28 protein-coding genes, 1 tRNA gene and 1 pseudogene are annotated in these 25,130 nt (G+C 53.7%); 19 read left to right on the forward strand and 11 right to left on the reverse strand.

Annotated elements, in window-relative coordinates:
• The 8 genes from ACLJNW_RS00005 to ACLJNW_RS00040 all read left to right on the forward strand — a co-directional run.
• Positions 1-226: hypothetical protein (locus ACLJNW_RS00005; RefSeq protein WP_410961053.1), on the forward strand; the 226-nt coding region annotated here is incomplete at its 5' end.
• Entirely contained in the window at positions 223-882 is a 660-nt protein-coding gene (gene ccmB, locus ACLJNW_RS00010; protein ID WP_000990037.1) for a heme exporter protein CcmB, read from the forward strand. The genes ACLJNW_RS00005 and ccmB, both read left to right, overlap by 4 nt.
• A gap of 51 nt (positions 883-933) precedes the next feature.
• Positions 934-1,671, forward strand: coding sequence for a heme ABC transporter permease (locus ACLJNW_RS00015; RefSeq protein WP_000266003.1), 738 nt, complete (start codon positions 934-936; stop codon positions 1,669-1,671).
• Positions 1,668-1,880: a heme exporter protein CcmD gene (gene ccmD, locus ACLJNW_RS00020; RefSeq protein WP_000074110.1), complete on the forward strand. Its 213-nt coding sequence runs from the start codon at positions 1,668-1,670 to the stop codon at positions 1,878-1,880. Before ACLJNW_RS00015 ends, ccmD begins: the two co-directional genes overlap by 4 nt.
• Positions 1,877-2,356, forward strand: coding sequence for a cytochrome c maturation protein CcmE (gene ccmE, locus ACLJNW_RS00025; RefSeq protein ID WP_001053607.1), 480 nt, complete (start codon positions 1,877-1,879; stop codon positions 2,354-2,356). Before ccmD ends, ccmE begins: the two co-directional genes overlap by 4 nt.
• On the forward strand, positions 2,353-4,284 hold the full coding sequence (locus ACLJNW_RS00030; RefSeq protein WP_024154791.1) for a heme lyase CcmF/NrfE family subunit: 1,932 nt from the start codon (positions 2,353-2,355) through the stop codon (positions 4,282-4,284). The genes ccmE and ACLJNW_RS00030 overlap by 4 nt, the downstream gene beginning before the upstream one ends.
• Positions 4,281-4,838: a thiol:disulfide interchange protein DsbE gene (gene dsbE, locus ACLJNW_RS00035; protein WP_000828296.1), complete on the forward strand. Its 558-nt coding sequence runs from the start codon at positions 4,281-4,283 to the stop codon at positions 4,836-4,838. Before ACLJNW_RS00030 ends, dsbE begins: the two co-directional genes overlap by 4 nt.
• On the forward strand, positions 4,835-5,878 hold the full coding sequence (locus ACLJNW_RS00040) for a cytochrome c-type biogenesis protein CcmH (RefSeq protein WP_130576507.1): 1,044 nt from the start codon (positions 4,835-4,837) through the stop codon (positions 5,876-5,878). Before dsbE ends, ACLJNW_RS00040 begins: the two co-directional genes overlap by 4 nt.
• Before the next feature lie 43 nt (positions 5,879-5,921).
• On the opposite strand, the gene narP is transcribed toward ACLJNW_RS00040, so the two are convergent.
• On the reverse strand, positions 5,922-6,569 hold the full coding sequence (narP, locus tag ACLJNW_RS00045) for a nitrate/nitrite response regulator protein NarP (protein ID WP_001115498.1): 648 nt from the start codon (positions 6,567-6,569) through the stop codon (positions 5,922-5,924).
• A 729-nt stretch (positions 6,570-7,298) separates the two neighbouring features.
• Here narP and pagL point away from each other — a divergent pair.
• Positions 7,299-7,862: a lipid A 3-O-deacylase PagL gene (pagL, locus tag ACLJNW_RS00050; RefSeq protein WP_000281877.1), complete on the forward strand. Its 564-nt coding sequence runs from the start codon at positions 7,299-7,301 to the stop codon at positions 7,860-7,862.
• Between the two features lie 191 nt (positions 7,863-8,053).
• On the opposite strand, the gene ACLJNW_RS00055 is transcribed toward pagL, so the two are convergent.
• Both ACLJNW_RS00055 and ACLJNW_RS00060 read right to left on the reverse strand, forming a co-directional pair.
• Positions 8,054-8,257 carry a virulence protein MsgA gene (locus tag ACLJNW_RS00055; RefSeq protein ID WP_001653202.1) on the reverse strand — a complete coding sequence of 68 codons (204 nt, stop codon included), beginning with the start codon at positions 8,255-8,257 and terminating at the stop codon, positions 8,054-8,056.
• A 28-nt stretch (positions 8,258-8,285) separates the two neighbouring features.
• On the reverse strand, positions 8,286-8,444 hold the full coding sequence (locus ACLJNW_RS00060; protein WP_001749124.1) for a hypothetical protein: 159 nt from the start codon (positions 8,442-8,444) through the stop codon (positions 8,286-8,288).
• Here ACLJNW_RS00060 and ACLJNW_RS00065 point away from each other — a divergent pair.
• The 4 genes and pseudogenes from ACLJNW_RS00065 to ACLJNW_RS00080 all read left to right on the forward strand — a co-directional run.
• Positions 8,404-9,921 (forward strand): annotated as a pseudogene (locus tag ACLJNW_RS00065) (tail fiber protein); the annotation flags it as partial. The gene ACLJNW_RS00060 and the pseudogene ACLJNW_RS00065 overlap by 41 nt on opposite strands.
• Positions 9,922-9,923: 2 nt before the next feature.
• Positions 9,924-10,451, forward strand: coding sequence for a tail fiber assembly protein (locus ACLJNW_RS00070; protein WP_001215679.1), 528 nt, complete (start codon positions 9,924-9,926; stop codon positions 10,449-10,451).
• A 52-nt stretch (positions 10,452-10,503) separates the two neighbouring features.
• Entirely contained in the window at positions 10,504-10,827 is a 324-nt protein-coding gene (locus ACLJNW_RS00075) for a hypothetical protein (RefSeq protein ID WP_125572651.1), read from the forward strand.
• Position 10,828: 1 nt separating this feature from the next.
• On the forward strand, positions 10,829-11,272 hold the full coding sequence (locus tag ACLJNW_RS00080) for a tail fiber assembly protein (protein ID WP_024154554.1): 444 nt from the start codon (positions 10,829-10,831) through the stop codon (positions 11,270-11,272).
• A gap of 53 nt (positions 11,273-11,325) precedes the next feature.
• On the opposite strand, the gene ACLJNW_RS00085 is transcribed toward ACLJNW_RS00080, so the two are convergent.
• A complete protein-coding gene (locus ACLJNW_RS00085; protein ID WP_000639473.1) occupies positions 11,326-13,155 on the reverse strand; it encodes an acyltransferase family protein in 1,830 nt (609 codons plus the stop codon).
• Between the two features lie 347 nt (positions 13,156-13,502).
• Complete coding sequence (locus tag ACLJNW_RS00090) at positions 13,503-13,793, reverse strand: DinI family protein (protein ID WP_000884778.1); 291 nt, start codon at positions 13,791-13,793, stop codon at positions 13,503-13,505.
• A 27-nt stretch (positions 13,794-13,820) separates the two neighbouring features.
• Here ACLJNW_RS00090 and ACLJNW_RS00095 point away from each other — a divergent pair, with 27 nt between their 5' ends.
• Positions 13,821-14,324: a S24 family peptidase gene (locus ACLJNW_RS00095; RefSeq protein ID WP_000806401.1), complete on the forward strand. Its 504-nt coding sequence runs from the start codon at positions 13,821-13,823 to the stop codon at positions 14,322-14,324.
• 130 nt (positions 14,325-14,454) lie between these two features.
• Here the strand turns inward: ACLJNW_RS00095 and ACLJNW_RS00100 are convergent.
• The 3 genes from ACLJNW_RS00100 to ACLJNW_RS00110 all read right to left on the reverse strand — a co-directional run bounded on the left by ACLJNW_RS00100 (position 14,455) and on the right by ACLJNW_RS00110 (position 16,624).
• Positions 14,455-14,531, reverse strand: a tRNA-Pro gene (locus ACLJNW_RS00100).
• A 73-nt stretch (positions 14,532-14,604) separates the two neighbouring features.
• Positions 14,605-16,365 carry an LPS biosynthesis-modulating metalloenzyme YejM gene (gene yejM / locus ACLJNW_RS00105; RefSeq protein ID WP_000256150.1) on the reverse strand — a complete coding sequence of 587 codons (1,761 nt, stop codon included), beginning with the start codon at positions 16,363-16,365 and terminating at the stop codon, positions 14,605-14,607.
• Between the two features lie 31 nt (positions 16,366-16,396).
• Positions 16,397-16,624: a YejL family protein gene (locus tag ACLJNW_RS00110; protein WP_001135904.1), complete on the reverse strand. Its 228-nt coding sequence runs from the start codon at positions 16,622-16,624 to the stop codon at positions 16,397-16,399.
• 179 nt (positions 16,625-16,803) lie between these two features.
• On the opposite strand from ACLJNW_RS00110, the gene yejK reads away from it, so the two are divergent.
• Together yejK and ACLJNW_RS00120 are read left to right on the forward strand one after the other, a co-directional pair.
• Positions 16,804-17,811 carry a nucleoid-associated protein YejK gene (gene yejK / locus ACLJNW_RS00115; protein ID WP_000050806.1) on the forward strand — a complete coding sequence of 336 codons (1,008 nt, stop codon included), beginning with the start codon at positions 16,804-16,806 and terminating at the stop codon, positions 17,809-17,811.
• Positions 17,812-17,838: 27 nt separating this feature from the next.
• On the forward strand, positions 17,839-18,459 hold the full coding sequence (locus ACLJNW_RS00120; RefSeq protein ID WP_000033442.1) for a hypothetical protein: 621 nt from the start codon (positions 17,839-17,841) through the stop codon (positions 18,457-18,459).
• Positions 18,460-18,567: 108 nt separating this feature from the next.
• Here the strand turns inward: ACLJNW_RS00120 and rplY are convergent, their stop codons facing one another.
• Positions 18,568-18,852, reverse strand: a complete 285-nt coding sequence (gene rplY / locus ACLJNW_RS00125) for a 50S ribosomal protein L25 (protein WP_000494193.1) — start codon at positions 18,850-18,852, stop codon at positions 18,568-18,570.
• A gap of 124 nt (positions 18,853-18,976) precedes the next feature.
• Entirely contained in the window at positions 18,977-20,737 is a 1,761-nt protein-coding gene (locus ACLJNW_RS00130) for a DEAD/DEAH box helicase (RefSeq protein ID WP_000578121.1), read from the reverse strand.
• Positions 20,738-20,888: 151 nt separating this feature from the next.
• Between ACLJNW_RS00130 and rsuA the strand changes: the two genes are divergently transcribed.
• The 3 genes from rsuA to ACLJNW_RS00145 all read left to right on the forward strand — a co-directional run bounded on the left by rsuA (position 20,889) and on the right by ACLJNW_RS00145 (position 23,537).
• The gene (rsuA, locus tag ACLJNW_RS00135) at positions 20,889-21,584 is read left to right on the forward strand and encodes a 16S rRNA pseudouridine(516) synthase RsuA (RefSeq protein ID WP_001234836.1); all 696 of its coding nucleotides are present in this window, start codon (positions 20,889-20,891) and stop codon (positions 21,582-21,584) included.
• Between the two features lie 27 nt (positions 21,585-21,611).
• Positions 21,612-22,802 carry a Bcr/CflA family multidrug efflux MFS transporter gene (locus ACLJNW_RS00140; RefSeq protein WP_000213349.1) on the forward strand — a complete coding sequence of 397 codons (1,191 nt, stop codon included), beginning with the start codon at positions 21,612-21,614 and terminating at the stop codon, positions 22,800-22,802.
• Between the two features lie 390 nt (positions 22,803-23,192).
• On the forward strand, positions 23,193-23,537 hold the full coding sequence (locus tag ACLJNW_RS00145; RefSeq protein ID WP_001094639.1) for a YejG family protein: 345 nt from the start codon (positions 23,193-23,195) through the stop codon (positions 23,535-23,537).
• Between the two features lie 3 nt (positions 23,538-23,540).
• Here ACLJNW_RS00145 and yejF read toward each other — a convergent pair whose 3' ends face one another.
• Positions 23,541-25,130: a microcin C ABC transporter ATP-binding protein YejF gene (yejF, locus tag ACLJNW_RS00150; RefSeq protein WP_000203612.1), complete on the reverse strand. Its 1,590-nt coding sequence runs from the start codon at positions 25,128-25,130 to the stop codon at positions 23,541-23,543.

Here is a 25,130-nt window from a genome sequence, read left to right on the forward strand (position 1 = left end):
TAAGAGACAGGCGCTGGCCCGCCTGTGGCTGACCCGCGCCGCGCTGTGGGTGCTCGACGAACCGTTCACCGCCATTGACGTTAACGGCGTGGCGCGCCTCACCCGGCGGATGGCGGCGCACACGGCGCAGGGCGGGATGGTCATCCTCACCACCCACCAGCCGCTGCCGGGGGCCGCGGACACCGTCCGCCGCCTGGTGCTGACCGGCGGGGGGGCCGGGCTGTGATGTGGCGTGTCTTCTGTCTCGAGCTGCGCGTGGCGTTCCGCCACGGCGCGGACATCGCCGGCCCGCTGTGGTTCTTCCTGATGGTCATCACCCTGTTTCCGTTAAGCGTCGGGCCGCAGCCGCAGCTGCTGGCGCGTATCGCGCCGGGCATCATCCAGGTGGCGGCGCTGCTGGCCTCGCTGCTGGCGCTGGAGCGGCTGTTTCGCGACGACCTGCAGGACGGCAGCCTGGAGCAGCTGATGCTGCTGCCGGTGCCGCTGCCGGCGGTGGTGCTGGCGAAGGTGCTGGCGCACTGGGCGGTGACCGGCCTGCCGCTGATGATGCTCTCCCCGCTGGTGGCGCTGCTGCTGGGGATGGACGTGTACGGCTGGAAAATCATGGCGCTGACGCTGCTGCTCGGCACGCCGGCGCTGGGGTTTCTCGCCGCGCCGGGCGTCGCGCTGACGGCCGGCCTGCGGCGCGGCGGCGTCCTGCTGGGCATTCTGGTGCTGCCGCTGAGTGTCCCGGTGCTGATTTTCGCCACCGCGGCGATGGACGCGGCATCGATGCATTTACCCGCTGACGGCTATCTGGCGGTGCTGGGGGCGCTGCTGGCGGGCAGCGCGACGTTAAGCCCGTTCGCCACCGCGGCGGCGCTGCGCATCAGTACGCAGTAGCGCCCCGGCACGACGGACATTTTACTGGTTTCAGGAGGTCAGGTGACGACTATGTGGAAAACCCTTCATCAGCTGGCGGCGCCGCCCCGGCTGTATCAGATTTGCGGCAGGCTCGTGCCGTGGCTGGCGGCAGCCGGCATCATCGCGCTGGCCACCGGCTGGGTCCGGGGCTTTGGTTTCGCCCCGGCGGACTACCAGCAGGGGGAGAGCTACCGCATTATGTACCTGCATGTCCCGGCGGCCATCTGGTCGATGGGTATCTATGCGGCGATGGCGGTGGCGGCGTTCACCGGGCTGGTCTGGCAGATGAAAATGGCCAGCCTTGCCGTCGCGGCGATGGCGCCGGTGGGGGCGGTGTACACCTTCATCGCGCTGGTCACCGGCGCGGCGTGGGGCAAACCGATGTGGGGCACCTGGTGGGTGTGGGACGCGCGCCTGACCTCGGAGCTGGTGCTGCTGTTTCTCTACGCCGGGGTCATCGCCCTGTGGCACGCCTTTGACGACCGTAAAATGGCCGGGCGCGCGGCGGGCATTCTGGTGCTGGTCGGCGTGGTGAACCTGCCGGTTATCCACTATTCCGTCGAGTGGTGGAACACCCTGCACCAGGGCTCGACGCGGATGCAGCAGAGCATCGACCCGGCGATGCGCTCGCCGCTGCGCTGGGCCATCGCCGGCTTCCTGCTGCTCTTTATGACGCTTTCGCTGATGCGGATGCGCAACCTGATTTTACTGATGGAAAAACGCCGCCCGTGGGTGAGCGAACTGATACTGAAAAGGGGGCACCGGTGAGTCCGGCATTTTCATCGTGGAGCGATTTTTTCGCCATGGGCGGGTACGCCTTTTTTGTCTGGCTGGCGGTAGCGATGACCGTGGCGCCGCTGGCGCTGCTGGCGCTGCACACGGTGCTGCAGCGCCGGGCCATTCTGCGCGGCGTGGCGCAGCAGCGGGCGCGCGAGGCGCGGATGCGTGCCGCACAGGCGCAACAGGAGGCCGCGTGAACCTGCGACGTAAAAACCGGCTATGGGTGGTCTGCGCGGTGCTGGCGGGCCTGGCGCTGACCACCGCCCTGGTCCTGTACGCGCTGCGCGCGAATATCGACCTGTTCTATACCCCCGGCGAAATCCTCTACGGCAAGCGCGAGACGCAGCAGCTGCCGGCGGTGGGCCAGCGCCTGCGTGTCGGCGGGATGGTGATGCCCGGCAGCGTCAGGCGCGACCCGGACTCGCTGAAGGTGAACTTCAGCCTCTACGACGCCGAAGGGTCGGTGACGGTGAGCTATGAGGGGATACTGCCGGACCTGTTCCGCGAGGGGCAGGGGGTGGTGGTGCAGGGCACCCTGGAGAAGGGCAACCACGTCCTGGCGCACGAGGTGCTGGCCAAACATGACGAGAACTACACCCCGCCGGAAGTGGAAAAGGCGATGCAGGAAAACCACCGCCGCCCGCAACGCGCTGATAAGGACACCTCATCATGATGCCTGAATACGGCCACGCGCTGCTGTGCCTGGCGCTCGGCGTGGCGCTGCTGCTGTCCGTTTACCCGCTGTGGGGCGTGGCGCGCGGCGACGCGCGGATGATGGCGTCGGCCGGGGTGTTCGCCTGGCTGCTGTTTATCTGCGTGGCGGGCGCGTTTTTCGTGCTGGTGCACGCCTTTGTGGTTAACGACTTCACCGTGGCCTATGTCGCCGGCAACTCGAACACGCAGCTGCCGGTGTGGTACCGGGTGGCCGCCACCTGGGGGGCGCACGAGGGCTCGCTGCTGCTGTGGGTGCTGCTGATGAGCGGCTGGACCCTGGCGGTGGCGGTGTTCAGCCGGCAGGTGCCGGCGGATATCGTCGCCCGGGTGCTGGCGGTGATGGGGATGGTCTGCGCCGGTTTTCTGGCGTTCATCCTGTTCACCTCCGGCCCGTTCGCCCGCACGCTGCCGGCCTTTCCGGTGGAGGGGCGCGACCTGAACCCGCTGCTGCAGGACCCGGGGCTGATTTTCCACCCGCCGCTGCTGTACATGGGCTATGTCGGCTTCTCGGTGGCCTTCGCCTTCGCCATCGCCGCGCTGCTGAGCGGGCGTCTGGACAGCGCGTTCACCCGTTTTGCCCGCCCGTGGACGCTGGCGGCGTGGGTGTTCCTGACGCTGGGCATCGTGCTCGGCTCGGCGTGGGCCTACTACGAGCTGGGCTGGGGCGGCTGGTGGTTCTGGGACCCGGTGGAGAACGCCTCCTTTATGCCGTGGCTGGCGGGCACCGCCCTGCTGCACTCGCTGGCGGTCACGGAACAGCGCGCCGGCTTTAAGGCGTGGACGCTGCTGCTGTCCATCTGCGCCTTCTCGCTGTGCCTGCTGGGCACCTTCCTGGTGCGCTCCGGGGTGCTGGTGTCGGTGCACGCCTTCGCCTCCGACCCGGCGCGCGGGATGTTTATCCTCGCCTTTATGGTGCTGGTCACCGGCGGCTCGCTGCTGCTGTTCGCCGTGCGCGGGCACAGGGTGCGTTCGCGGGTGAACAACACGCTGTGGTCGCGCGAGTCGCTGCTGCTCGGCAATAACGTCCTGCTGATGGCCGCCATGCTGGTGGTGCTGCTGGGCACCCTGCTGCCGCTGGTGCACAAACAGCTGGGGCTGGGCAGCATTTCGGTGGGGGAGCCGTTCTTTAACACCATGTTCACCTGGCTGATGGTCCCCTTTGCCCTGCTGCTGGGGGTGGGGCCGCTGGTGCGCTGGGGCCGGGACCGGCCGCGTAACATCAGGAAACTGCTGTGGGCTGCCGCTGTCACTACCCTGGTGCTGTCGGTACTTTTGCCATGGCTGCTGGAAGATAAAATCATCGCCATGACGGCGGTGGGGATGGCGATGGCCTGCTGGATTGCGGTGCTGGCGGTGGCCGAAGCCGTACAGCGCGTGTCCCGCGGCACGAAAACCTCTCTCAGCTACTGGGGAATGGTGGCGGCGCACCTCGGGCTGGCGGTGACGATTACCGGCATCGCCTTCAGCCAGAATTACAGCGTGGAGCGTGACGTGCGGATGCGGGCGGGCGACAGCGTGACCATTCACGACTACCGCTTCACCTTCCGGGAGGTGCGGGACATCACCGGGCCCAACTACCGCGGCGGGGTGGCCCTCATCGGGGTGACGCGCCACGGCGAGCCGGAGGCGGTGCTGCACGCGGAGAAACGGCTCTACAACACCAGCCGGATGGTGATGACCGAGGCGGCGATTGACGGCGGGCTGACCCGCGACCTGTACGCCGCGCTCGGGGAGGAGCTGGACAACGGCGCGTGGGCCGTGCGCCTGTACTACAAACCGTTTGTCCGCTGGATATGGGCCGGGGGACTGCTGATGGCGCTGGGCGGGCTGCTGTGCCTGGCGGACCCGCGCTACCGCCGCCGTAAACCATTGCCGGAGGCCGGATGAAACGCAACGTACTGTTATTACCGCTGCTGATTTTTCTGCTGATTGCCGCGGCGCTGCTGTGGCAGCTGGCGCGCAACGCGCAGGGGGATGACCCGACGAATCTCGAATCGGCACTGACCGGGAAGCCGGTGCCGGCGTTCCGCCTGGAATCGCTGGAGACGCCGGGTCAGTACTACCAGGCGGAGGTGCTGACGCAGGGGAAACCGGTGCTGCTTAACGTCTGGGCCACCTGGTGCCCGACCTGCCGCGCCGAGCATCAGTACCTGAACCAGCTTTCTGCGCAGGGTATCCGGGTGGTCGGGCTGAACTATAAGGACGACCGGGCGAAGGCGGTGGCCTGGTTAAAGGAACTGGGCAACCCGTATGCGCTGAGTTTATCGGACAGCGACGGGATGCTGGGGCTGGACCTGGGCGTGTACGGCGCGCCGGAAACCTTCCTCATCGACGGCAGGGGGATTATCCGCTACCGCCATGCGGGCGATTTGAATGCCCGGGTATGGGAAAGTGAACTGAAACCGCTGTGGGACAGATACAGCCGGGAGGCGGCGCAATGAGACTGTTACCGGGCATGGTGATGCTGATGCTGGTGCTGGTTATCTCCGGGTCAGCGCGGGCAACCACCGACGTGATGCCGTTTAAAGATGAAGCGCAGGAGCAGCAGTTCCGCCAGCTCACGGAGCAGCTGCGCTGCCCGAAATGCCAGAACAACAGCATTGCGGACTCGAACGCGATGATAGCCACCGACATGCGCCGCAGGGTGTATGACCTGATGCAGGAGGGGAAAAGCCGCCAGGAAATCATCGATTACATGGTGGCGCGCTACGGCAACTTTGTCACCTACGACCCGCCGCTGACCCCGCTGACGGTGCTGCTGTGGGTGCTGCCGCTGGCCACCATCGTGGCGGGCGGGTGGATAATCGTCGCCCGCACGCGCCGGCGGGTGCGTATCAGACAGGACGTCCTGGCTGACGCCATTCCGGCGGCGGGACCACGCGCAGGGGTGGGGGTGTATCTTCCGGGCGTGGTTATGGCGCTGGTCGTGGCCGCCATCAGTTACTCACAGACCGGCAGCTATCCGCAGGTGAGGGCCTGGCAGCAGGCAACGGCGCAGACGCCGGGACTGCTGGCGCGGGCGCTGGACCCGGCGGCGCAGCCGCTGAATGAGGAGGAGATGGCGCGGCTGGCGCTGGGGCTGCGTACCCGCCTGCAGAATGATGCCGGCAATGTTGAGGGCTGGCTCATGCTGGGGCGCACCGGTATGGTACTGGGTAATGCCGGTACCGCCACCGGGGCCTATGCGAACGCGTACCGGCTGGACCCGGAAAACCGCGATGCGGCGCTGGGCTACGCGGAGGCGCTGACGCGCTCGTCCGACCCGGAGGATAACCGCCGCGGCGGGGAGCTGCTGCGTCAGCTGGTGAGCCGCGACCACACGGATATCCGGGTGTTAAGCCTGTATGCGTTCAGCGCCTTTGAGCAGCAGCGCTTTGGCGAGGCGGTGGCGGCCTGGGAGATGATGCTGAAGCTGCTGCCGGCGGGTGACGCCCGGCGGGCGGTGATAGAGCGCAGTATCCGGCTGGCGCAGGAGAAATAAGACCCTGACGGCCCGGTGGCGCGGCGCCACCGGGCCTGGCTTGTTACTGCATTCCGCGTGTTTGTAAAAATAGAATGGTCGCCGCGACGCGTGAGCGCACGTTTAGCTTGCGAAGTAGATTACGAATGTGCACCTTAACCGTCTGCTCAGAAATATTCAGTACTGACGCAATCTGTTTGTTAGAAAGTCCCTGCGCCAGCTCATGCAAGACATCTAACTCTCGTTCGGTCAGGATACTAAAGGGATCTTCCTGCGCGCCAAACCGTTCGCGCTCACGCAGATATTCATTGACCCGATCGCTAAAGACTTTACCGCCGTTAGCGCCTTTGCGAATGGCCTCCAGCAGCACTTCCGGATCGCTATCTTTGAGCAGATAACCGTCGGCGCCGGCGTCGATCAGCGCGTAGATGTCGCTGGCGGAATCCGAGACGGTAAGAATAATAATTTGCGCCGTCACACCATCCCGGCGTAGCGCGTTCAGGGTATCTAACCCGCTCAGACCTTTCATATTCAGATCCAGCAGGATCAGATCGGGCTCAATGCGATTCGCCAGATCGATCGCACTCGCCCCGTCACCCGCTTCGGCAACGACATGAAAAGCCGGGTCCAGTTCCAGTAATTGACGAATACCTCGCCGCATAAGTGGATGGTCGTCCACAATAAGCACCTGAAAAGGTGTTACTTCAGGCATGCTGTATCTCCTGAGTTTTATTAGAATGATTATTGTTTTCAGCGCGGAAATCGTCCAGATTTGCCACATTGTCAAGCGCGTAAATTTTACCCTAATTAGTGCATGGGTAAGTAGTAAAACCTGTGACAGGCGAGTAATTAGCTGAACGATAGAAAGGATAAAACAACCCGTTGTGAGAGAAAACAGAATACTCCCTGAAGTTGAATACTGGTCTGGACGCTTTTTTCGGACAATGTGACATAACAGAAGTGTGGCATATGTTGCTGCGCCCTTGCACCCGTAAGTCCAGACTATCTTTACTGGCAGGAAATTCCTTATTAAAAGTCATAGCGTCTAAAGCTTGTCATTATTAACAAATTATTTTAACTGAATTTATTTATGGTTTTATTAATGTCAATGATATACATCTGAGCAGAACGAATAAACCGCGACATCTGTTAAATTAAATATTAAGTCAATAGCAGAGGTATTTTTATGCGATAAAGAGATTCTGACGATATTCTTATCATAAATGAAAATGTGGTCAGAAATGAGTGTCATTCACTTATAACTTATCCTGGATGTGCCTGAACAACACTCGCGGCGTTTTGAGCACCCGTTGGGGCGACTCAAGGGGAGAACGTAGTGTGGATGCTATATCAGCCGTTTCTGTGAGCGTAAGCGTGGCGTAGAAAATTTTAAATATGTTAGCCGGTTAAAAATAACTATTGACATTGAAATGGTGGTGGAGTGTATATGAAGAGAATATTTATATATCTATTATTACCTTGTGCATTCGCATGTTCTGCTAATGATAATGTTTTTTTTGGCAAGGGCAACAAGCATCAGATCTCTTTTGCTGCGGGAGAAAGTATAAGAAGAGGAGGGGTTGAGCACTTATATACGGCTTTTCTGACATACAGTGAACCCAGCGATTTTTTCTTTTTACAGGCAAGAAATAATCTGGAGTTAGGAGGATTTAAGGCTAAGGGTAGCGATGATTGCAGTAAACATTCTGGCAGCGTTCCCTGCAATAAATATAACCAGGGCGTATTGGGTATCTCGAAGGATGTGGCGCTGGTTCATTTCGCTGGTATCTATACCGGTATTGGTCTGGGGGCTTATATAAAATCTAAGTCGCGAGATGATATGCGTGTCAATTCTGCATTTACCTTTGGAGAAAAAGCGTTTCTTGGCTGGAACTTTGGGGCTTTTTCTACAGAAGCTTATATCCGGCATTTCTCGAATGGATCACTTACGGATAAAAATTCAGGGCATAATTTTGTAGGTGCTTCAATTAGTTATAATTTCTGAAGTTGAATAACAATTCGCGAGTTGCTGGCTGAAGGAGTAATTAATCACCGTATGTTGTCTACAAAACGTGTTGTGAATAGCCGATCGTTATCGACCCTATGGCGACAGGGAGGCTAATTGTTAGCGACAAAGGCGTGGTAGGCCGTTTACCTTACCAGAACGTTTTATTATTGCTGCGACAGATTGCTTACTCATTTACCTGCCACTGCAAACATTTTTTCCAGTATAGGGTGTAGATGCGCTTTTTCTGTTTTAGTACAAACATGGTTTACGTTAGTTGCCTGCATTGACTTTACTGTGACCACTGCACAGGAAAGATGTCCAATCAGTTCATGCAAAATCAGTTCATGCAAAATAACGTCTCTGGCATCAGCTAACTTTTTAATTGTAGGCATAAAAAAACCAGCCCTGACAGGCTGGTTTTCAAGGGGAATTTTGGTCGGCAGCTTCATCCGCAGCATCTGCGGAGAGCAGCGCAGGTACGGCGACCACAAAAGCCGGGGAGGCATCAGCCAGCGCGGCGTCGGCTGACACAGCCAGAACGGCGGCAGCCGCCTCGTCATCAGCATCGTAGGCATCCACCCACGCCGCCGCATCTGATACCAGCGCATCACTGGCAGCGCAAAGCAGAGCTGCAGCCGGAGAATCGGCAACCAGAGCCGAAGAGGCCGCGAAACGGGCCGAGGATATCGCAGACGTGATTTCCCTGGAAGATGCAAGCCTGACGAAAAAAGGTATCGTTAAATTAAGCAGTGCCACGGACAGTGACAGCGAAGCGCTGGCGGCCACACCAAAGGCGGTAAAAACCGTTATGGGTGAGGTACGGACCAAAGCGCCGCTGGACAGCCCGGCATTCACTGGAACGCCGACCACACCGACGCCGCCAGGCGATGCTAAAGGGCTTCAGACAACAAACGCGGAGTTTTTCCGCAAACTGATTGCCGCGCTGGTTGGTTCCGTACTGGAGCCACTGGACACCCTGCAGGAACTGGCTGACGCGTTGGGAAATGATCCGAACTTTGCCACCACGGTACTGAATAAACTGGCGGGCAAGCAGCCGCTGGACGAAACCCTGACGGCGCTGTCAGGAAAAAGTGTTGACGGTCTTATCGAATACGTTGGTTTAGTAGACGTTCTTTTTAAAGGTGACGGGCGATTCCTCGCGGGAACGTTTGTCAGTGACGCAATTGACCGAACATCAATCGGCGCGCGTGCGGCTACAGGCTGTCAGTTTATGCGTGCGCATCAGGCCCCCGACGCGCCAGACCAGGTAAGTTTCTGGCAAATTATTACCCTTAGCGAGGTGGTAAGTCCGACCACTGTTGTGGATGTTCTTGCAGTCAGTGGCAATAACGTATTGTTTGGTCACGGAACAGGAACGGGTATTACCTCATGGCGTCAAGTGGCGATGCTGGAGGGGGGCGCCTTTACGGGGGGTATTTCTGCACCAAATATGCGTGGCGATACCCTGGTTACGGTTGGGGATGGCACTGGTGGGATGGCTAAAGGTGACGTTGATGGTGCAGGTTTTAATGGTAACAATCTGAACATTAAGTCATGGAATGGTATCGGATTTCAGAACTCAGAAGACCTGGCTATCCGGGCATATATCAGCACCCGACTCGGTGTTATCGCAGCTGCTGAAAACTTGCAGGCTGGAAGTGCGATATTCAACAAAAATGGCGATGTATACGGTGATATATGGGGCGGTGGTAGCGGACCGGGCTGGCTGAGCGCGTTTGTGGCTTCTAAGCCAGCGCGTCAGTACATCACCATGGTTGGTGTGTACCAGAACGACAAAACAAAGCCATTTATGCTTCATGATGATGGGTCTGGTGTATTCCTTGCTACAACTGACATGCTGAGTGGGTATGTTCAGTCAATTCGATTCGGTGCCGTTGAGCATGGAAACTTATATCGTTCGCCCGGATTTGCAGACCAGTTAGGTTACGTCATTACAGGTGTTGAGAATGGAGACTCGAACGATACACCAGACAGGATCCAACGACGCCTGTTACAGCTTAAAGTGAATGGCCAGTGGTATACGGTGGGAGCATAAAAATGAGGCATTTTAAAAATTTCACTAAAACAACGGAATTAACCCTTGTTCAGCAGAAATTATCAGAGAATTGCAGTATTCAGTTTATCCAGGATGAATCAGGTGTTGACTGGTATGTGTTACAGAAGTTATTCCAGCCCGATACGCTGAAAATCCAGTATGACAAAACAGGGCTGATTATTGCTGCGGATAAAGATGCGACTAAGCTATTTCCGCTGAATTGCTCTGTTGTGGAATTCGCTGATACTGATATTCCCGATGGTTTTCAGCCTGGGAATTTTACCTACAGCAACGGCGTTATTGCCCCTGTTCAGATTGATTATGTTGCTTTAGCTACGGCAGAGCGCGACAGGCGTATGACGTCGGTCACAGCAAAAATCAATCAGCTTGTAGAAGCTCAGGACGATGGCGATATAACGGCTGCTGAATTGTCCGAACTCACTGCGCTACGTGAATACCGAACAAAGCTGCGCCGACTGGCGCTAGATGTTGCACCTGATATTAACTGGCCGGAATATCTGAATAAATAGATAAAAATCATGTGCTCGAAACGTTCAATTGAAATCGGCCGCACAACGGGACGTGGGCAACGGCGCGAATCAGAACCCGGACATTTCTTCATTTGTTCTCAGGGACAACCCTGCCGGGATCTATACCTCTCTGCCCGGTGGCGCAATCTTTCAGGCTTTAAATTGCTTTGTTCCCGGGAATAGCCCTTCAGGGTATGTTTTTCCATTACCAACAACATTTCCTTATGTATTCAAGGCTGCCACGCTTACCCCTCAGGATGCACAAGGTGATATTACGATATCCCCAACATATTTGATTGAGAACAACGGTGCTATTCGTATATTTAATCCATCCGGTGGCGATAATTCCATATCTGTAATTTACATGGGGTATTGACATGAGCATAATATGTTTTTCCTCGACATCAAACACATATTTTTCAGAGGAGAACATTCCAGCTTATAAGGCCAGTGGGTTGTGGTCGAATGATTTTTATGCTCTGACCGATGAAGAAGTTGATAAGTATTATATGAAAACTCCACCAAAGGGAATGTATCTCGGTTCATCAAATGGACGTATTGCCTGGGTTTGTATTCCACCTCCAACGCAAGATGATTTAATTTCTGCCGCAAATCAGGAAAAGAAGAAGGGAATCGATCAGGCCAACGAGCACATGAACAGCAGGCGGTGGCCGGGCAAAGCGGCGCTCGGGCGCCTGACGGGCGACGAACTGGCGCAGTACAATCTGTGGCTGGATTATCTCGATGCGCTGAAAGCGGTTGATACATCGGTTGCACAAAATATAGCATGCCCCATCAGAAAAGCTATACACATAAAATAATTTGCATTATTGTTGTAGTTTTATAAAATAAAAAGAGGGGCAAGCCCCTCTGTTTATTTTGAAATCTGCTTTTTCACTTCCTCAATAAACCACCCTGAGCCTTCTGGTGTTAGGTGCGCATTGTCATATTGTATAGGGTAAGCAATTCTATTCCCTATTATTGCTTTGCAATAACTTTCTGTACACATAGTCTCAAGTGGTGAAATATAAGTAAGGGAATGCTCTTTCGCCAGCTCTCTAAGATATTTGTCATTATCTCTCAGATTACGGGTTTCATCCGTCATGCTCCATGGAACGGTCCTTCCGGAATTAATCCCCATATCCTCAATAGTATCAATCATCGTTTTCTTCCAAACCGGGAACGGGCCAACAATGATGATGTTTTTTACTTTGTTATCCTTCAGGAATTTAATAGTCTCAGGCAGATAATCACGCATAGGATAGACAGGCCACAACGCGGACATTAATACCGTAGTAGGCTTGTTGTCTGAAATTTCCTTGGCTACCATATCATTGATGTCTTTGCAATACGGCCTGTCATCTTTTTGAAGCCCAATGATTGGTGGGCACAAGCTTGCAGTTCTCTGCGTAATGTTAAGTGAATTTCCAAATACCGATTTCAGCCCTGGCATAAGATGTGCGGCATGCGAGTCACCCCATACAACAAAAGACTTTTCAGTCATTTTATCCTGACATTTTGAGAATGCTGAATAATCTTGATCTGGATTGAGGAAGCAAATATCAGGCCTCCAGGGAGAGTTGTCCATACGATACTCAACGACTTGCTTTAGGGTGTCTGAAAATCTAAAACTAACACCTTTTGTGAACATGACAAACAAGCATAGAGCCAGAGTAGAGGAAAATAATACAATATTAAATTGTAGCTTAACTCGTTTCCTGAGCGTGTTTTCAATTGTTCTGTATGAAATATCCCCAAGCGCAAAAGACACAATTACACCAAAGAAAATATTTATAGCGCTGAACTCAATATCATAATGTTTCATCGCTACAATTACAGGCCAGTGCCATAAATAAACTGAGTAAGAAATCTTACCCACCCACTGTGCAATTCTGTTTGATGTGAATAAAGAGTTCTGTTTGTTAGCCAGAATAACCATCGAAGCACCCAGCACGGGAGCGAGTGCTGAATAGCTTGGCCAGTAACCATTACTGTGCAGTATAACAACAGCAACAACAATGAGGACTATCCCATAAACCTCACAATGCTTTATCCATTCTGGCATTTTGTAACGTACAGATGCTATGTATACAAGGCCGCCAGCCAGCATTTCCCATGCCCTGGTAGGGATAAGATAGAAAATATCTTCTTTGGTTCCAGTCACTCGCATAAGTGTAATTGCAAGTGACATGGCTAAAATTACAGATAATGAGAGTCCAACAGGAAACCGTAATTTTTTAACTATAATGACTAATAAAGGATATAAAATATAAAATTGCCACTCAACTGATAGTGACCAGGTGTGAAGCAAAAAGTTGAACTCTGATGATGAGTCGAAATAACTAGAGTGAATTGCGTAATAATTATTTGAATAAAAAAGTAAAGACGATATTGCGTTCTTGCTAAGTGCTTCGTATTCATTTGTACTTAGTGTAAATAAACCGAAAATCATCAACAAGAGAATTGCAAATACCAGAGCTGGTACAATTCTTAGGAATCTTGCAATATAAAAATCAAGTACTCCTTTGTGGTCTACGCGTTCAAGGACAATTCCAGTCATAAGAAAACCAGAAATTACAAAGAAAACATCTACACCTATAAAGCCACCTGACACATAAGGTACACCGAAGTGATACAGCACAACACTTATCAATGCAAAAGCTCTTAGCCCATTTATATCGAGTCTGAATTTCTTGTAGATCATTTTTTACCTATAATTCCAAGGTGCCACACAAGACGAAATTAAGATAATGGATGATAGACTTTTTTATAAAAGTCGTCACCTAAAATTGACCTGTTACATCAACTACATCAACTACATCAAAGAAGGTCACTGACCAGCGCATCTTGCTGGTTATTGATACGTCCGTTTCGCCACGCGACGACTCATTGCTGGTTTGCATAGATGGAGAGGAGTTCAGGATTAAGCGGTACCGGACACATTCGCAATCGCACCCTGTAAATTTTGAGAATGGGAAAAGGGAACGTTTACGAAAATGAAAATCCGCCACAGCGCGATCAAAACGTAACTATGGCGGATATTGAAAAACTTTACTCGCTCACTAACCAGAATTCAGCCTCTTCAAACATTTCCTGAACAGTACGGCTTATCTGTTCCTTCTCATGCTTGCTGGCGTCAGTATTGATCGCCGGTAGTGTCATCATCGGTTTAACCCGAACATCAGCATCGGGGAAGATCCGGTGAACCCTCTTAGTCAATTCTCCCAGAATGATATCTTTTGCTCCGGGCAAACCATCAATATTGAAATAGCCTGGTATGCTTCGATACAGCAGGAACCTAATGGCCGGAAGACCGTCACCACACAGCGGTTTGTCCAGCAACTGAGCAAGGTTAACTGGAACTGGACGATGAAGCAGGCTAACGAATGGATCGAGTGGTATGTGACAACATTCCGCGATGTATCAACGCAGGAAGGGGAGACGTACCTTTCAGCTGTTCAATCCAAACGGAGGACTATAGCCATGGGCTTCCCTTCACCTGCCAGTGATTACGTTGAAACAAGGATCTCCCTCGATCAGCAGCTAATCAGCCAGCCCGCAGCGACTTATTTCATGCGGGCATCGCGTTCACATTTCAGGGAAGGGATAATCCAGGGGGCGCTACTTGTTGTGGACGCGTCGCTTTCAGCCTGTGATGGCTCGCTGCTGATATGCGCGATAGATGGGGAATTCAGGATCAAGCGATACCGAACTCACCCTCAGCCCCACCTGATAAATCTGGAGAACGGGAGAAAGGAAGCGCTGCCAGAAGATGGTGATGGCTACAATTCTTCACACGCAATATTTGGAGTTATCACGTACATCATTAATGATGCCAGGAACGCGGAGTTTGATGACTGCCCGGTGATGTGAATAGTTGAAACTTTACGGTAAAGTCGATGTTTTGTGTCGGGGTTTTTCCCCGATTATTCCCCGTTGCTTCCCCGTTCAGAAAACAGGCATAAAAAAACCAGCCGTAACAGGCTGGTTCTTCGAGGAATTTTGGTCGGCACGAGAGGATTTGAACCTCCGACCCCCGACACCCCATGACGGTGCGCTACCAGGCTGCGCTACGTGCCGACTTGTGGGTGCTAATACTACCTCTTTCCAACGCGAATGCAAGGGGAAACGGTGCTAACTGATTTATAATTAATCAGTTAGCGATAAAACGTTTCTCTTCTGTTAGCACTTGCAGCAGCAGACTGAGCTGCGGCTTCTGATCTTTGATCTTCTCGCCGTGTAAGTCATAGGTCTGATAATGACCGTTATTATTGAGCACCAGGGTCATTTGCGGCGTCGTGATTGCCAGCGTACTGCCGTCTGCCGCCGTTACCCAGTTATGACGACGTGGAACGGTAAAGATGTCCTGGCCCTGTGAATATTCGTTCGCTGGCGTGCTGACATGTAACAGGCGTTGCATCAACGTGGTCATCACATCGGTATGATCGGTAAGCACATTAATACGCTGCGCAGGCGTCCCCGGCCAGTGGATCACCAGCGGTACTTGCAGATGACCTTGCGACCAGTCGAAGCGATTTTCTTCCGGCGTCAACGGTATGCCGCGTCCTGCGGTAATGATCACGACAGTATTGTCGAATTTACCGGCCTCTCGCAGCGCGTTCAGAACCCGATTGATTTGCGCATCCACGTCGCTGGCGGCACTGGCGTAACGCTTAACAAAATTTTTCTGGTTACTGTCATCAATGTTAGTACCGTTAAACGATATCCATGAGAACCAGCGGTTATCTTCCTGTGCGTAGCGCCCAAGCCAGTCTATCCACTGGCTGGCCGTTTGCGCATCAGACTGCGTTTGCGCTGCCGGCATCGAGAAATCGGACAGTAATGCCTGACGATAAAGCGGGCTGGCGAAGCCATCCGAAGAAAACAGTCCCAGTTGGTAGCCTTGCTGATTCAACGCGGTAATGAGCGCCGCAGGCGTTCTGGTGGATAACACGCCATCCATATAGCCTGGCGATATGCCATAGAACAGGCCGAAAATACCGTTATCAGTGGTATTCCCTGAACTCATATGACGGGTGAAGTCGATGTTTTGCTCGGCAAATGTAGCCAGCTCCGGCATCTGCTTCTCAAAGCGAGAATAGTTCAGGCCGTCTACGGTAATGAGCAGCACATTCTGACCGGTGCCCATATCGCGATAGTGCAAATTGCTGAGCGGGTACTGAACGGAGACCGCTTCCGGATTGCCTTGCTCTACCAGACGGCGCTGATATTCCTGCGCATCCAGCAGACCGTGTTTTTCAAGAAAACGTCGCGCCGTCATCGGATAAGAGAGCGGCAGGTTTGCCCGCTGCATGGTAATCGGCCGGTAAAAATTAGCGTCTGCCCAGATGTAGATAAGATGCGATGCGATAAAGGAGACGAAAAAGAATGCCGCAAGCGGCCTTGCGAAATGGCGGCGGCGCGTGAGACTGCGCAGCTTTTGCCAACTCCATGTCGCAAATAGCATCTCAATCAATAAGATAACTGGCACGCTAATAAACATAAGCTGCCAGTCGCGCGCCATTTCGTTCTGGTCAGGGTTGATGACCAGTTCCCAGACAATGGGGTTAAGATGCAGGTGAAAACGGGTAAAGACTTCGCTGTCGATAAGCAACAACGTCATACCCGCGGTCGCCAGAATGGCTGATAAAAACCGCATCAGCCGCTGGGACATCACGATAAACGTGAGCGGAAAAAGAATAAGCAAATAGGTGGCGAACACCAGAAAGCTAAAGTGCCCGACAATGCTCAGGTAGGAGTATATGCGACCCGCAAGCGTTGTCGGCCAGTCGGCGACAAACAGGTAACGGCTGCCGAGCAACGTAGCCAACAGTATATTGAACAGAGCGAACCAGTGCCCCCAGCTAACCATCTGGGAGACTTTTTCACGGTAGCGCTGACGATGAGTTACCATACCTGTCGCTTGTTTCTCCGGAGTCGGCTTTTTAGTGCGCGTTGTCTTCGCTAATCGAAGACTGCAAGGCGCGGGCAAAAGAGTTCGCAATCGCCTGGCGTTGAGCCGGCGCCACGCTGGTGTTGATAAGGTTGGTGACCATATTTCCCAGTACCATCAGGGAAAGATCGGTCGGCGCCTTATGTTTTTCCAGTACACTGAGCAGTTCGCTCAGCAGTTGTTCAACATGTTCATCACTATAGCGGGAGAGTTGTGGCATAAATCAAAATCTGTTTGTTCATGAAAGGGCAACATATTACCGTAGCAACAGTTTTTTTTCTGCATTTTTATCCCCTAAATCATTCGCGTTACGGATAACGCCTGAAATGACAGGGCGATTGCTTGCGTCTTCCGGCAGGCGGTGGTTGAATACCGCCCGGTCTTAAAGGAGAGTTTATCATGAGTCTGGATATCAACCAGATTGCCCTGCACCAGCTTATCAAGCGCGATGAGCAAAATCTTGAGCTGGTCTTGCGCGATTCATTGCTGGAGCCGACAACCACCGTTGTCGAGATGGTGGCTGAACTGCATCGGGTCTATAGCGCCAAGAATAAGGCGTATGGCCTGTTTAATGAAGAGAGTGAACTGGCGCAAGCGCTGCGGTTGCAACGTCAGGGGGAAGAAGATTTTCTTGCCTTTAGCCGGGCGGCGACCGGACGCCTGCGTGACGAACTGGCGAAATATCCCTTTGCGGACGGCGGCATTGTATTGTTCTGCCATTATCGTTACCTGGCGGTGGAGTATCTGCTGGTTACGGTACTGAACAACCTGAGCAGTATGCGGGTCAATGAAAATCTGGACATTAACCCGACGCATTATCTTGATATCAACCATGCGGATATCGTGGCGCGTATCGATCTTACCGAGTGGGAAACTAATCCGCAATCGACCCGCTACCTGACGTTCCTGAAAGGTCGGGTAGGGCGCAAGGTCGCTGACTTCTTTATGGATTTCCTCGGCGCCAGCGAAGGGTTGAACGCCAAAGCGCAGAATCGCGGCCTGTTGCAGGCAGTGGATGATTTCACCGCAGAAGCGCAGTTGGATAAAGCAGAACGTCAGAACGTGCGTCAGCAGGTGTACAGCTACTGCAACGAGCAGTTACAAGCCGGGGAAGAGATTGAGCTGGAATCGCTGTCTAAAGAGCTTTCCGGCGTCAGTGAAGTCAGCTTCAGCGAATTTACCGCCGAAAAAGGCTATGAGCTGGAAGAGAGCTTCCCGGCAGATCGCAGTACGCTACGCCAGTTAACCAAATATGCCGGCAGCGGCGGCGGGTTAACGATTAACTTTGATGCGATGCTACTGGGCGAGCGGATTTTCTGGGACCCGGCGACCGATACCCTGACTATCAAAGGGACGCCGCCGAATTTGCGCGATCAGTTGCAGCGACGCACGTCGGGCGGGAAATAAAGGCATACGACATAAAAGGACGCCGTAGTGAGTAAAGGAATACGTCAGAGGCCGCCTGTTAATTTCAGTTTATTTCGGCAGGTTTTGTATGCGCACATTGTCGCATTTTTGATGATGTTGATGCTCGGCATGGTGTTCACCGTTCTCTCGTTGGTACTGTTTTATACTTATGGCACCAACTGGTTACTGAGCTTGTTCATATGCCCGCTGTTCTTGTTAAGTGGTTTATTCATTACTGGATTTGCTTTTAAATCAACCTGGTCCAGCATACGTTACTATTACGACAAGGGGCAGTTGAAACGGTATGGACTCAATCTTGATGCAACTTTGACGCATAAAGAGAAGGTGGAAATACGCATCGATAATGCAAAGCGTCAAGTGCGTGTAGATGAACTGGAACTCCATGTCTTATTTGATTTTCAGTTTGATAGCAAGACATGGAGCTGCGGCGACTTACTGACCAATGAAAAGGTATTTGATGCGTTGAATGACGGGCAAACGATACCAATACGAATTCTGCCATGGAAACCGGAAAGTGCCAGCGTTCGTCAACGGGCATTATTCAATCGGCTTAAAGGTATGAATACCGCGTCGGAAACTACAGATCCTCGATTAGGGGAGGCGCTAATTGAATGTGGCGAGGTGTAAGAAAGCAGAAAAGCAAAGTGGGTTCTCGTTGCTCTGCATGTCGTCAAATTCAATTAAACGCATAAAAAAACCCCGCCGGGGCGGGGTTTTTCTTCAACTTCCAGGCGATTACGCGCGAACGAAGTCGATGTGAGTCAGCTTCGGTTTGTAAGCGTGACGCTGTACAGCCTGAGCTTTAACTTTTACTTCTTTACCGTCAACCACGAGGGTCAGAACTTCGCTGTAGAATTCAGCTTTAGCTTGCATGTTCATCACCTGGTCGTGGTCCAGTTCGATAGCAACCGGGGCTTCAGAACCGCCGTAGATGATTGCCGGGAACTTGTTAGCGGCGCGCAGGCGGCGGCTCGCACCCTTACCCTGCTCTTTACGTACTTCTGCGTTGATAGTAAACATTTAAATCTCTCTTTAATAATTCCTGCTACAGGCGACCCAGCAACAGGTAAGTGATCTGCTTTGCGTATGCAAAGGCGGGCGGGATTCTATACTCAAATCGCCGTTACATCAATGAAAAGTACGATTAACCACGTAATTCGTGCGCCCGGCGGAAGCGGCCTTCATAGTCGAACACTTTTTCACGCACCTGCCAGTACTGGCCTTTCATCCGCGCGACCACAAAATCGGGATGCCGCAACAGCGCCTGCTGCGCGACAATATCCGCCGCCGTGATCCAGCGTAAAGGAACGCCGGGCGTGCGGGTATGCGGGCGAATAAATAGCTGTTCGAAAGCGGTACGCTGGGCGGGCGTGTGCAAGCGGAAGCGCTCACTGACATCCGCGCCGTCCTCGTCATAGTAAGTGATTTTCAGCCATTCGCCTTTCTCATCCTGCCCATGCTGCATCGTCATTCCGCTACAGCGCAGGACTAACGCATCCTTGAGCCTGAGCGCCGCTTTTAACATATCGTCCGGGTCGACCAGAATGGCGTCACATTCCCGGCAGCGTCGGGCGGCAATATCGTTTTCGGCATTACACTGCGGGCAGTTTTTGAAGCGAAAGCGAAAATCGCACTGCTCGCGATGGCCGTCGTCATCCTCAAACCAGCCCTGGCAGCGACGGCCAAAGTGTTCAATCAGCGTGCCGTCGGCAGTGGTTTTCCCCCAGAAGGTGTTGGCAAAGCCGCAGGCCGGGCAAAATACCTGGACAGGGACGTTATCGCTTTTTCCCTTCGGGCTACCGACCTCCGGGGCATACAGGTCGTGCGGGTTGCCTGCGTAATCAAGAATCAGGCAATCGGTCTTTCCCGGCGCAAGGCGCAGACCACGCCCGACAATTTGTTGGTAAAGACTAACTGACTCCGTGGGACGTAGAATCGCGATGAGATCAACGTGTGGGGCGTCAAAGCCGGTGGTCAGCACCGAGACGTTAACCAGATAGCGAAAACGCTGCGCCTTGAAATTATCAATCAGCGCGTCGCGCTCGGGCCCTGGCGTATCGCCGGTAATCAGCGCCGCGTCGTCCGCCGGAAGCAGACCGACAATCTCTTTCGCATGTTCGACCGTGGCGGCGAAAATCATCACGCCTTTGCGCGTTTGCGCAAATTCCATAATCTGGCTGATGATGTGCGGCGTAATCCGCTGCTGCTTTTTCAGCTCGCGGTTCAGGTCGGCTTCGCTGAACAGCCCATTGCTTTGGGCCTGCAGGCGGCTGAAATCGTATTGGACCACTGGCATATCAAGCCGCTCAGGCGGCGTCAGATAGCCGTGTTTAATCATATAGCGCAGCGGCAGTTCATAAATACAGTCGCGAAACAGAGCGTTGTCGTTGCCGCGCACCATACCGTGATAATGAAATTGATAAATCCAGCCTTTTCCGAGGCGAAAAGGCGTGGCGGTGAGTCCAAGCAGACGTAAGTGAGGATTAACTTTACTCAGGTGAGTGAGGATTTGCTGATACTGACTGTCTTCATCGTCACCGATGCGGTGGCATTCATCGACAATCAACAGCGAAAACTCCTCCTGGAAGGCGTCAAGATTACGCGCCACCGACTGTACGCTGCCGAACACGACTTTGCCCTGACTCTCTTTACGTTTGAGTCCGGCGGCGAAAATATCCGCTTCCAGCCCCAGCGCGCAATATTTGGCGTGGTTCTGCGCGACCAGCTCTTTCACATGCGCCAGCACCAGTACCCGTCCGCGGGCGACGCGCGCCAGTTCGGCGATCACCAGGCTTTTACCTGCGCCGGTCGGCAGAACAATCACGGCGGGCGTACGGTGGCGGCGAAAGTGGCTGAGCGTGGCGTCTACGGCTTCTTGCTGGTAGGGGCGGAGTGTAAAAATCATGGTCTCACTACGTTAAACGGTTCCGGGAATAGTATGCCATGAATCATTTCCCTTGAGGGATATAGTTAGCCCGCTATACTGAGCGGATAGCAATTCCCTTTTTTCGGGTAGAATGCCCGATTTCCGTATTATTACAGGCTAAATCACACACATGCGACTTGATAAATTTATCGCTCAGCAGCTTGGCGTCAGCCGCGCTATTGCCGGGCGTGAAATTCGTGGTAACCGCGTTACCGTCGATGGCGACATCATTAAAAATGCGGCCTTCAAACTGCTCCCGGAACATGCGGTTGCGTATGACGGCAATCCCTTAGCGCAGCAACACGGGCCACGCTATTTTATGCTTAACAAGCCGCAGGGATACGTTTGTTCAACCGATGATCCCGATCATCCAACGGTGCTGTATTTCCTGGATGAGCCGGTGGCGTATAAGCTGCATGCCGCAGGACGTCTGGATATCGATACTACCGGTCTGGTGTTAATGACAGATGACGGTCAGTGGTCGCACCGCATTACGTCGCCGCGCCATCACTGTGAAAAAACCTATCTGGTGACCCTGGAGTCGCCGGTGGCCGACGATACGGCAGCGCAATTTGCGAAAGGCGTGCAGTTGCATAATGAAAAAGATCTCACTAAACCCGCTACGCTGGAGGTGATAACGCCTGTGCAGGTCCGTCTGACCATCAGCGAAGGCCGTTATCATCAGGTGAAGCGGATGTTTGCCGCAGTAGGCAATCGCGTTGTGGAACTGCACCGCGAACGGATTGGCGCCATTACGCTGGATGAGAATCTGGCTCCCGGCGAGTACCGCCCGTTGACTGAAGAAGAAATCGCCAGCGTCGGCTAACTATCTCGTTAAATTCAGGAGTTCGATGTGACCACCCGGCAGCACTCTTCCTTTGCCATTGTCTTTATCCTTGGCCTGTTGGCCATGTTAATGCCGCTGTCGATTGATATGTATCTTCCAGCGCTGCCGGTGATTTCTGCGCAATTCGGCGTGCCTGCCGGTAGCGCGCAGATGACGCTCAGCACCTATATTCTGGGGTTTGCGCTGGGGCAGCTTATCTATGGACCGATGGCGGATAGCCTCGGGCGTAAGCCGGTCATCCTGGGCGGGACGCTGGTATTTGCCGCTGCGGCGGTCGCCTGTGCGTTGGCGCAGACTATCGATCAACTGATCGTGATGCGTTTCTTTCACGGTTTGGCGGCCGCGGCGGCAAGCGTCGTCATCAATGCGCTGATGCGGGATATTTATCCAAAGGAAGAGTTTTCGCGCATGATGTCATTTGTCATGCTGGTCACTACGATAGCGCCGTTAATGGCGCCCATTGTCGGCGGCTGGGTGTTGGTATGGTTAAGCTGGCACTATATCTTCTGGATACTGGCCATTGCGGCGATTCTGGCGTCAGTCATGATCTTTGCTTTGATTAAAGAGACGCTGCCCGTTGAGCGGCGTCAGCCTTTTCATATTCGTACCACAATAGGTAACTTTGCCGCGTTGTTTCGCCACAAACGCGTACTGAGCTATATGCTGGCGAGCGGGTTTAGTTTTGCCGGTATGTTCTCTTTTTTGAGCGCGGGGCCGTTTGTTTATATCGAAATTAATCATGTTCCGCCGCAGGATTTCGGCTACTACTTCGCGTTGAACATCGTATTTCTGTTTGTGATGACGATTATCAACAGCCGTTTTGTCAGACGGGTAGGGGCGCTAAACATGTTTCGGGCCGGGCTATGGATTCAGTTTGCGATGGCGGTGTGGATGGTTTTCAGCGCGCTGATGGGCATTGGATTCTGGGCGCTGGTGGTCGGCGTTGCGGCGTTTGTCGGCTGTGTGTCGATGGTTTCGTCCAATGCGATGGCGGTCATTTTGGATGAGTTTCCGCATATGGCCGGAACGGCGTCTTCGTTGGCGGGCACTTTCCGCTTTGGTATTGGCGCTATCGTCGGCGCGTTGCTGTCGCTGGCTACCTTTACCAGTGCGTGGCCGATGATTTGGTCGATTGCGCTTTGCGCCGCCTGTTCCATTCTGTTTTATCTCTACGCCAGCCGTCCCAAAAAACGGTGACGGGCGCGCTGCCCCTCAATGGCGCCGAAGAATGCGCAGGCGGCGTTGGGGGACGCTATCCGCTACACGATGGCAAAGCCAAACGGCTTTCATAGTTGATGTATATCAATTACCAATTCATCATTTTCCTCCTTTATGTTTATTTTATGTAAAATCCATTTATGTAAAAAGTCACATCATTGTAGTTAAAAAGGTTGAGTTAGATCGCAGAAACGGGTACATATAGCCCGCCGCTATCTCCGCGTCGGTAAAACTATTTTAACTCCCGCTTGCTGTAGAGCCACTGACGGAGAGAAGGGCGTTAGCAATCTGTTTAAGGACGGGTTGTCAATGATGTGTTAATATAAATGTAATTAAATTGTGAAGTAATTGTGCTTCCGGGGAAAGAAAGTGAATACATTACAGCTCTCAATTGTTCACCGTCTGCCGCAAAACTATCGCTGGTCGGCGGGTTTTGCGGGGTCAAAGGTTGAACCGATTCCGCAAAACGGGCAGAGCACCGAGAATAGTCTGGTGGCGCTTAAACTGTTGAGTCCGGCAGGCGATAGCGCGTGGTCAGTGATGCATAAGCTCAGCCAGGCGCTAAGCGATATTGAAGTTCCTTGCTCCGTGCTGGAGTGCGAAGGGGAGCCGTGCCTGTTCGTTAATCGTCAGGATGAGTTTGCCGCCACCTGTCGGCTGAAAAATTTCGGCGTGGCGATAGCGGAACCTTTTTCTAACAATAATCCTTTTTAGGCGTCAGCTTAACGCGAGTAGCTGACGCGTATAGGCCTGTTGCGGTGCGGTAAACACGCGCTCGCATTGCCCCTGTTCAACCACCTCCCCCTGCCGCAGCACGATAACCTGATGGCACAGCGCGCGTACTACATGCAGATCGTGGCTAATGAAGATATAGGCCAGACGGTGCTTTTGCTGGAGCGATTTCAGGAGGGCAAGAATCTGCGCCTGAACGGTTTTATCCAGCGATGAGGTCGGTTCATCCAGAATAATAAGCGACGGTTTTAAAATCAGCGCCCTGGCGACGGCGATACGTTGACGCTGGCCGCCGGAAAACTCAGCGGGGTAACGATGCCGTGTTTCCGGGTCCAGGCCGACTTCCATCATGACCGCTTTCACCTGCTGTTCGCGCTGCGCGCCTGAAAGCGTAGGCTGGTGGACGCGCAGGCCTTCTTCGATAATTTGCAACACGTTTAAACGCGGGTTTAGCGATGAGTTTGGGTCCTGGAATACGACCTGGATACGGTGGCGAACAGGTAAAAGCTGGCGGCGGTTTAACGTATCCAGCGATTGACCGTCAAACACGATGCGGCCTTCGGAGCGGATAAGCCGTAACAGCGCCAGACCGGTGGTGCTTTTTCCCGATCCTGACTCGCCGACCAGACCCAGCGTTTCGCCTGGATGCAGGGTGAAACTGATATTGTTAACCACCACATTATGATCCACGACGCGCTTCAGAATGCCTTTGCGGATTGGGAAGGCGACGCGCAGCTTGTCCACTTCCAGCAACGGCGCCTGCCCGGCGGGGAGCGGAACCGGATCGCCAGTGGGTTCGCTGTTGAGTAGTTTTTGCGTGTACGGATGGGTCGGCGCGGAGAGCAGCGTGTCGGCGCGTTGGTTCTCTACGCACTTGCCGTGTTGCATTACCGCCACTGAATCCGCCAGTTTTTTTACAATGCTGAGGTTATGGGTGATAAACAGCAATCCCATATTGAGCTCACGCTGGAGTTCCCGCAGTAGAGATAAGATCTGCGCCTGTACGGAGACGTCGAGGGCGGTGGTCGGCTCATCGGCGATCAGTAATTCCGGCCGTGTTAACAGCGCCATGGCTATCATGACGCGCTGGCGTTCGCCGCCGGAAAGCTGATGCGGATAATCGCGCAGACGCTGGCTCGCCTGGCGGATACCGACCCGATCCAGACAACCGATCATCTCCGCCCTTGCCGCCTCCCGACGCATTCCCCGATGGAGCGACAGCACTTCATAGAGCTGTTTTTCCAGCGTATGCAGTGGGTTAAGTGAAACCATCGGTTCCTGAAAAATCATGGCGATTTTATTGCCGCGTACGCCGCGTAGCGTCTGCTCGCTGGCATGAAGCAATGATTCGCCGTGAAAGCGAATATCGCCGGAGAGGTAGACGGCGGGAGGGGTAGGCAAAAGACGCAGAATGGAAAGCGCCGTCACGCTTTTTCCTGACCCTGACTCGCCGACCAGCGCCAGCGTTTCCCCGGCGTTCACCTGTAACGAAATGGCGTTAACGACAGGGCGCACGTGCTGTTGCTGACGGAAACCTACCGATAAATTTTCAATCGCAAGCAATGGAGATGTCAT

It is taken from the genome of Salmonella sp. SAL4457, assembly GCF_046548235.1.
Classification (GTDB): domain Bacteria; phylum Pseudomonadota; class Gammaproteobacteria; order Enterobacterales; family Enterobacteriaceae; genus Salmonella; species Salmonella enterica.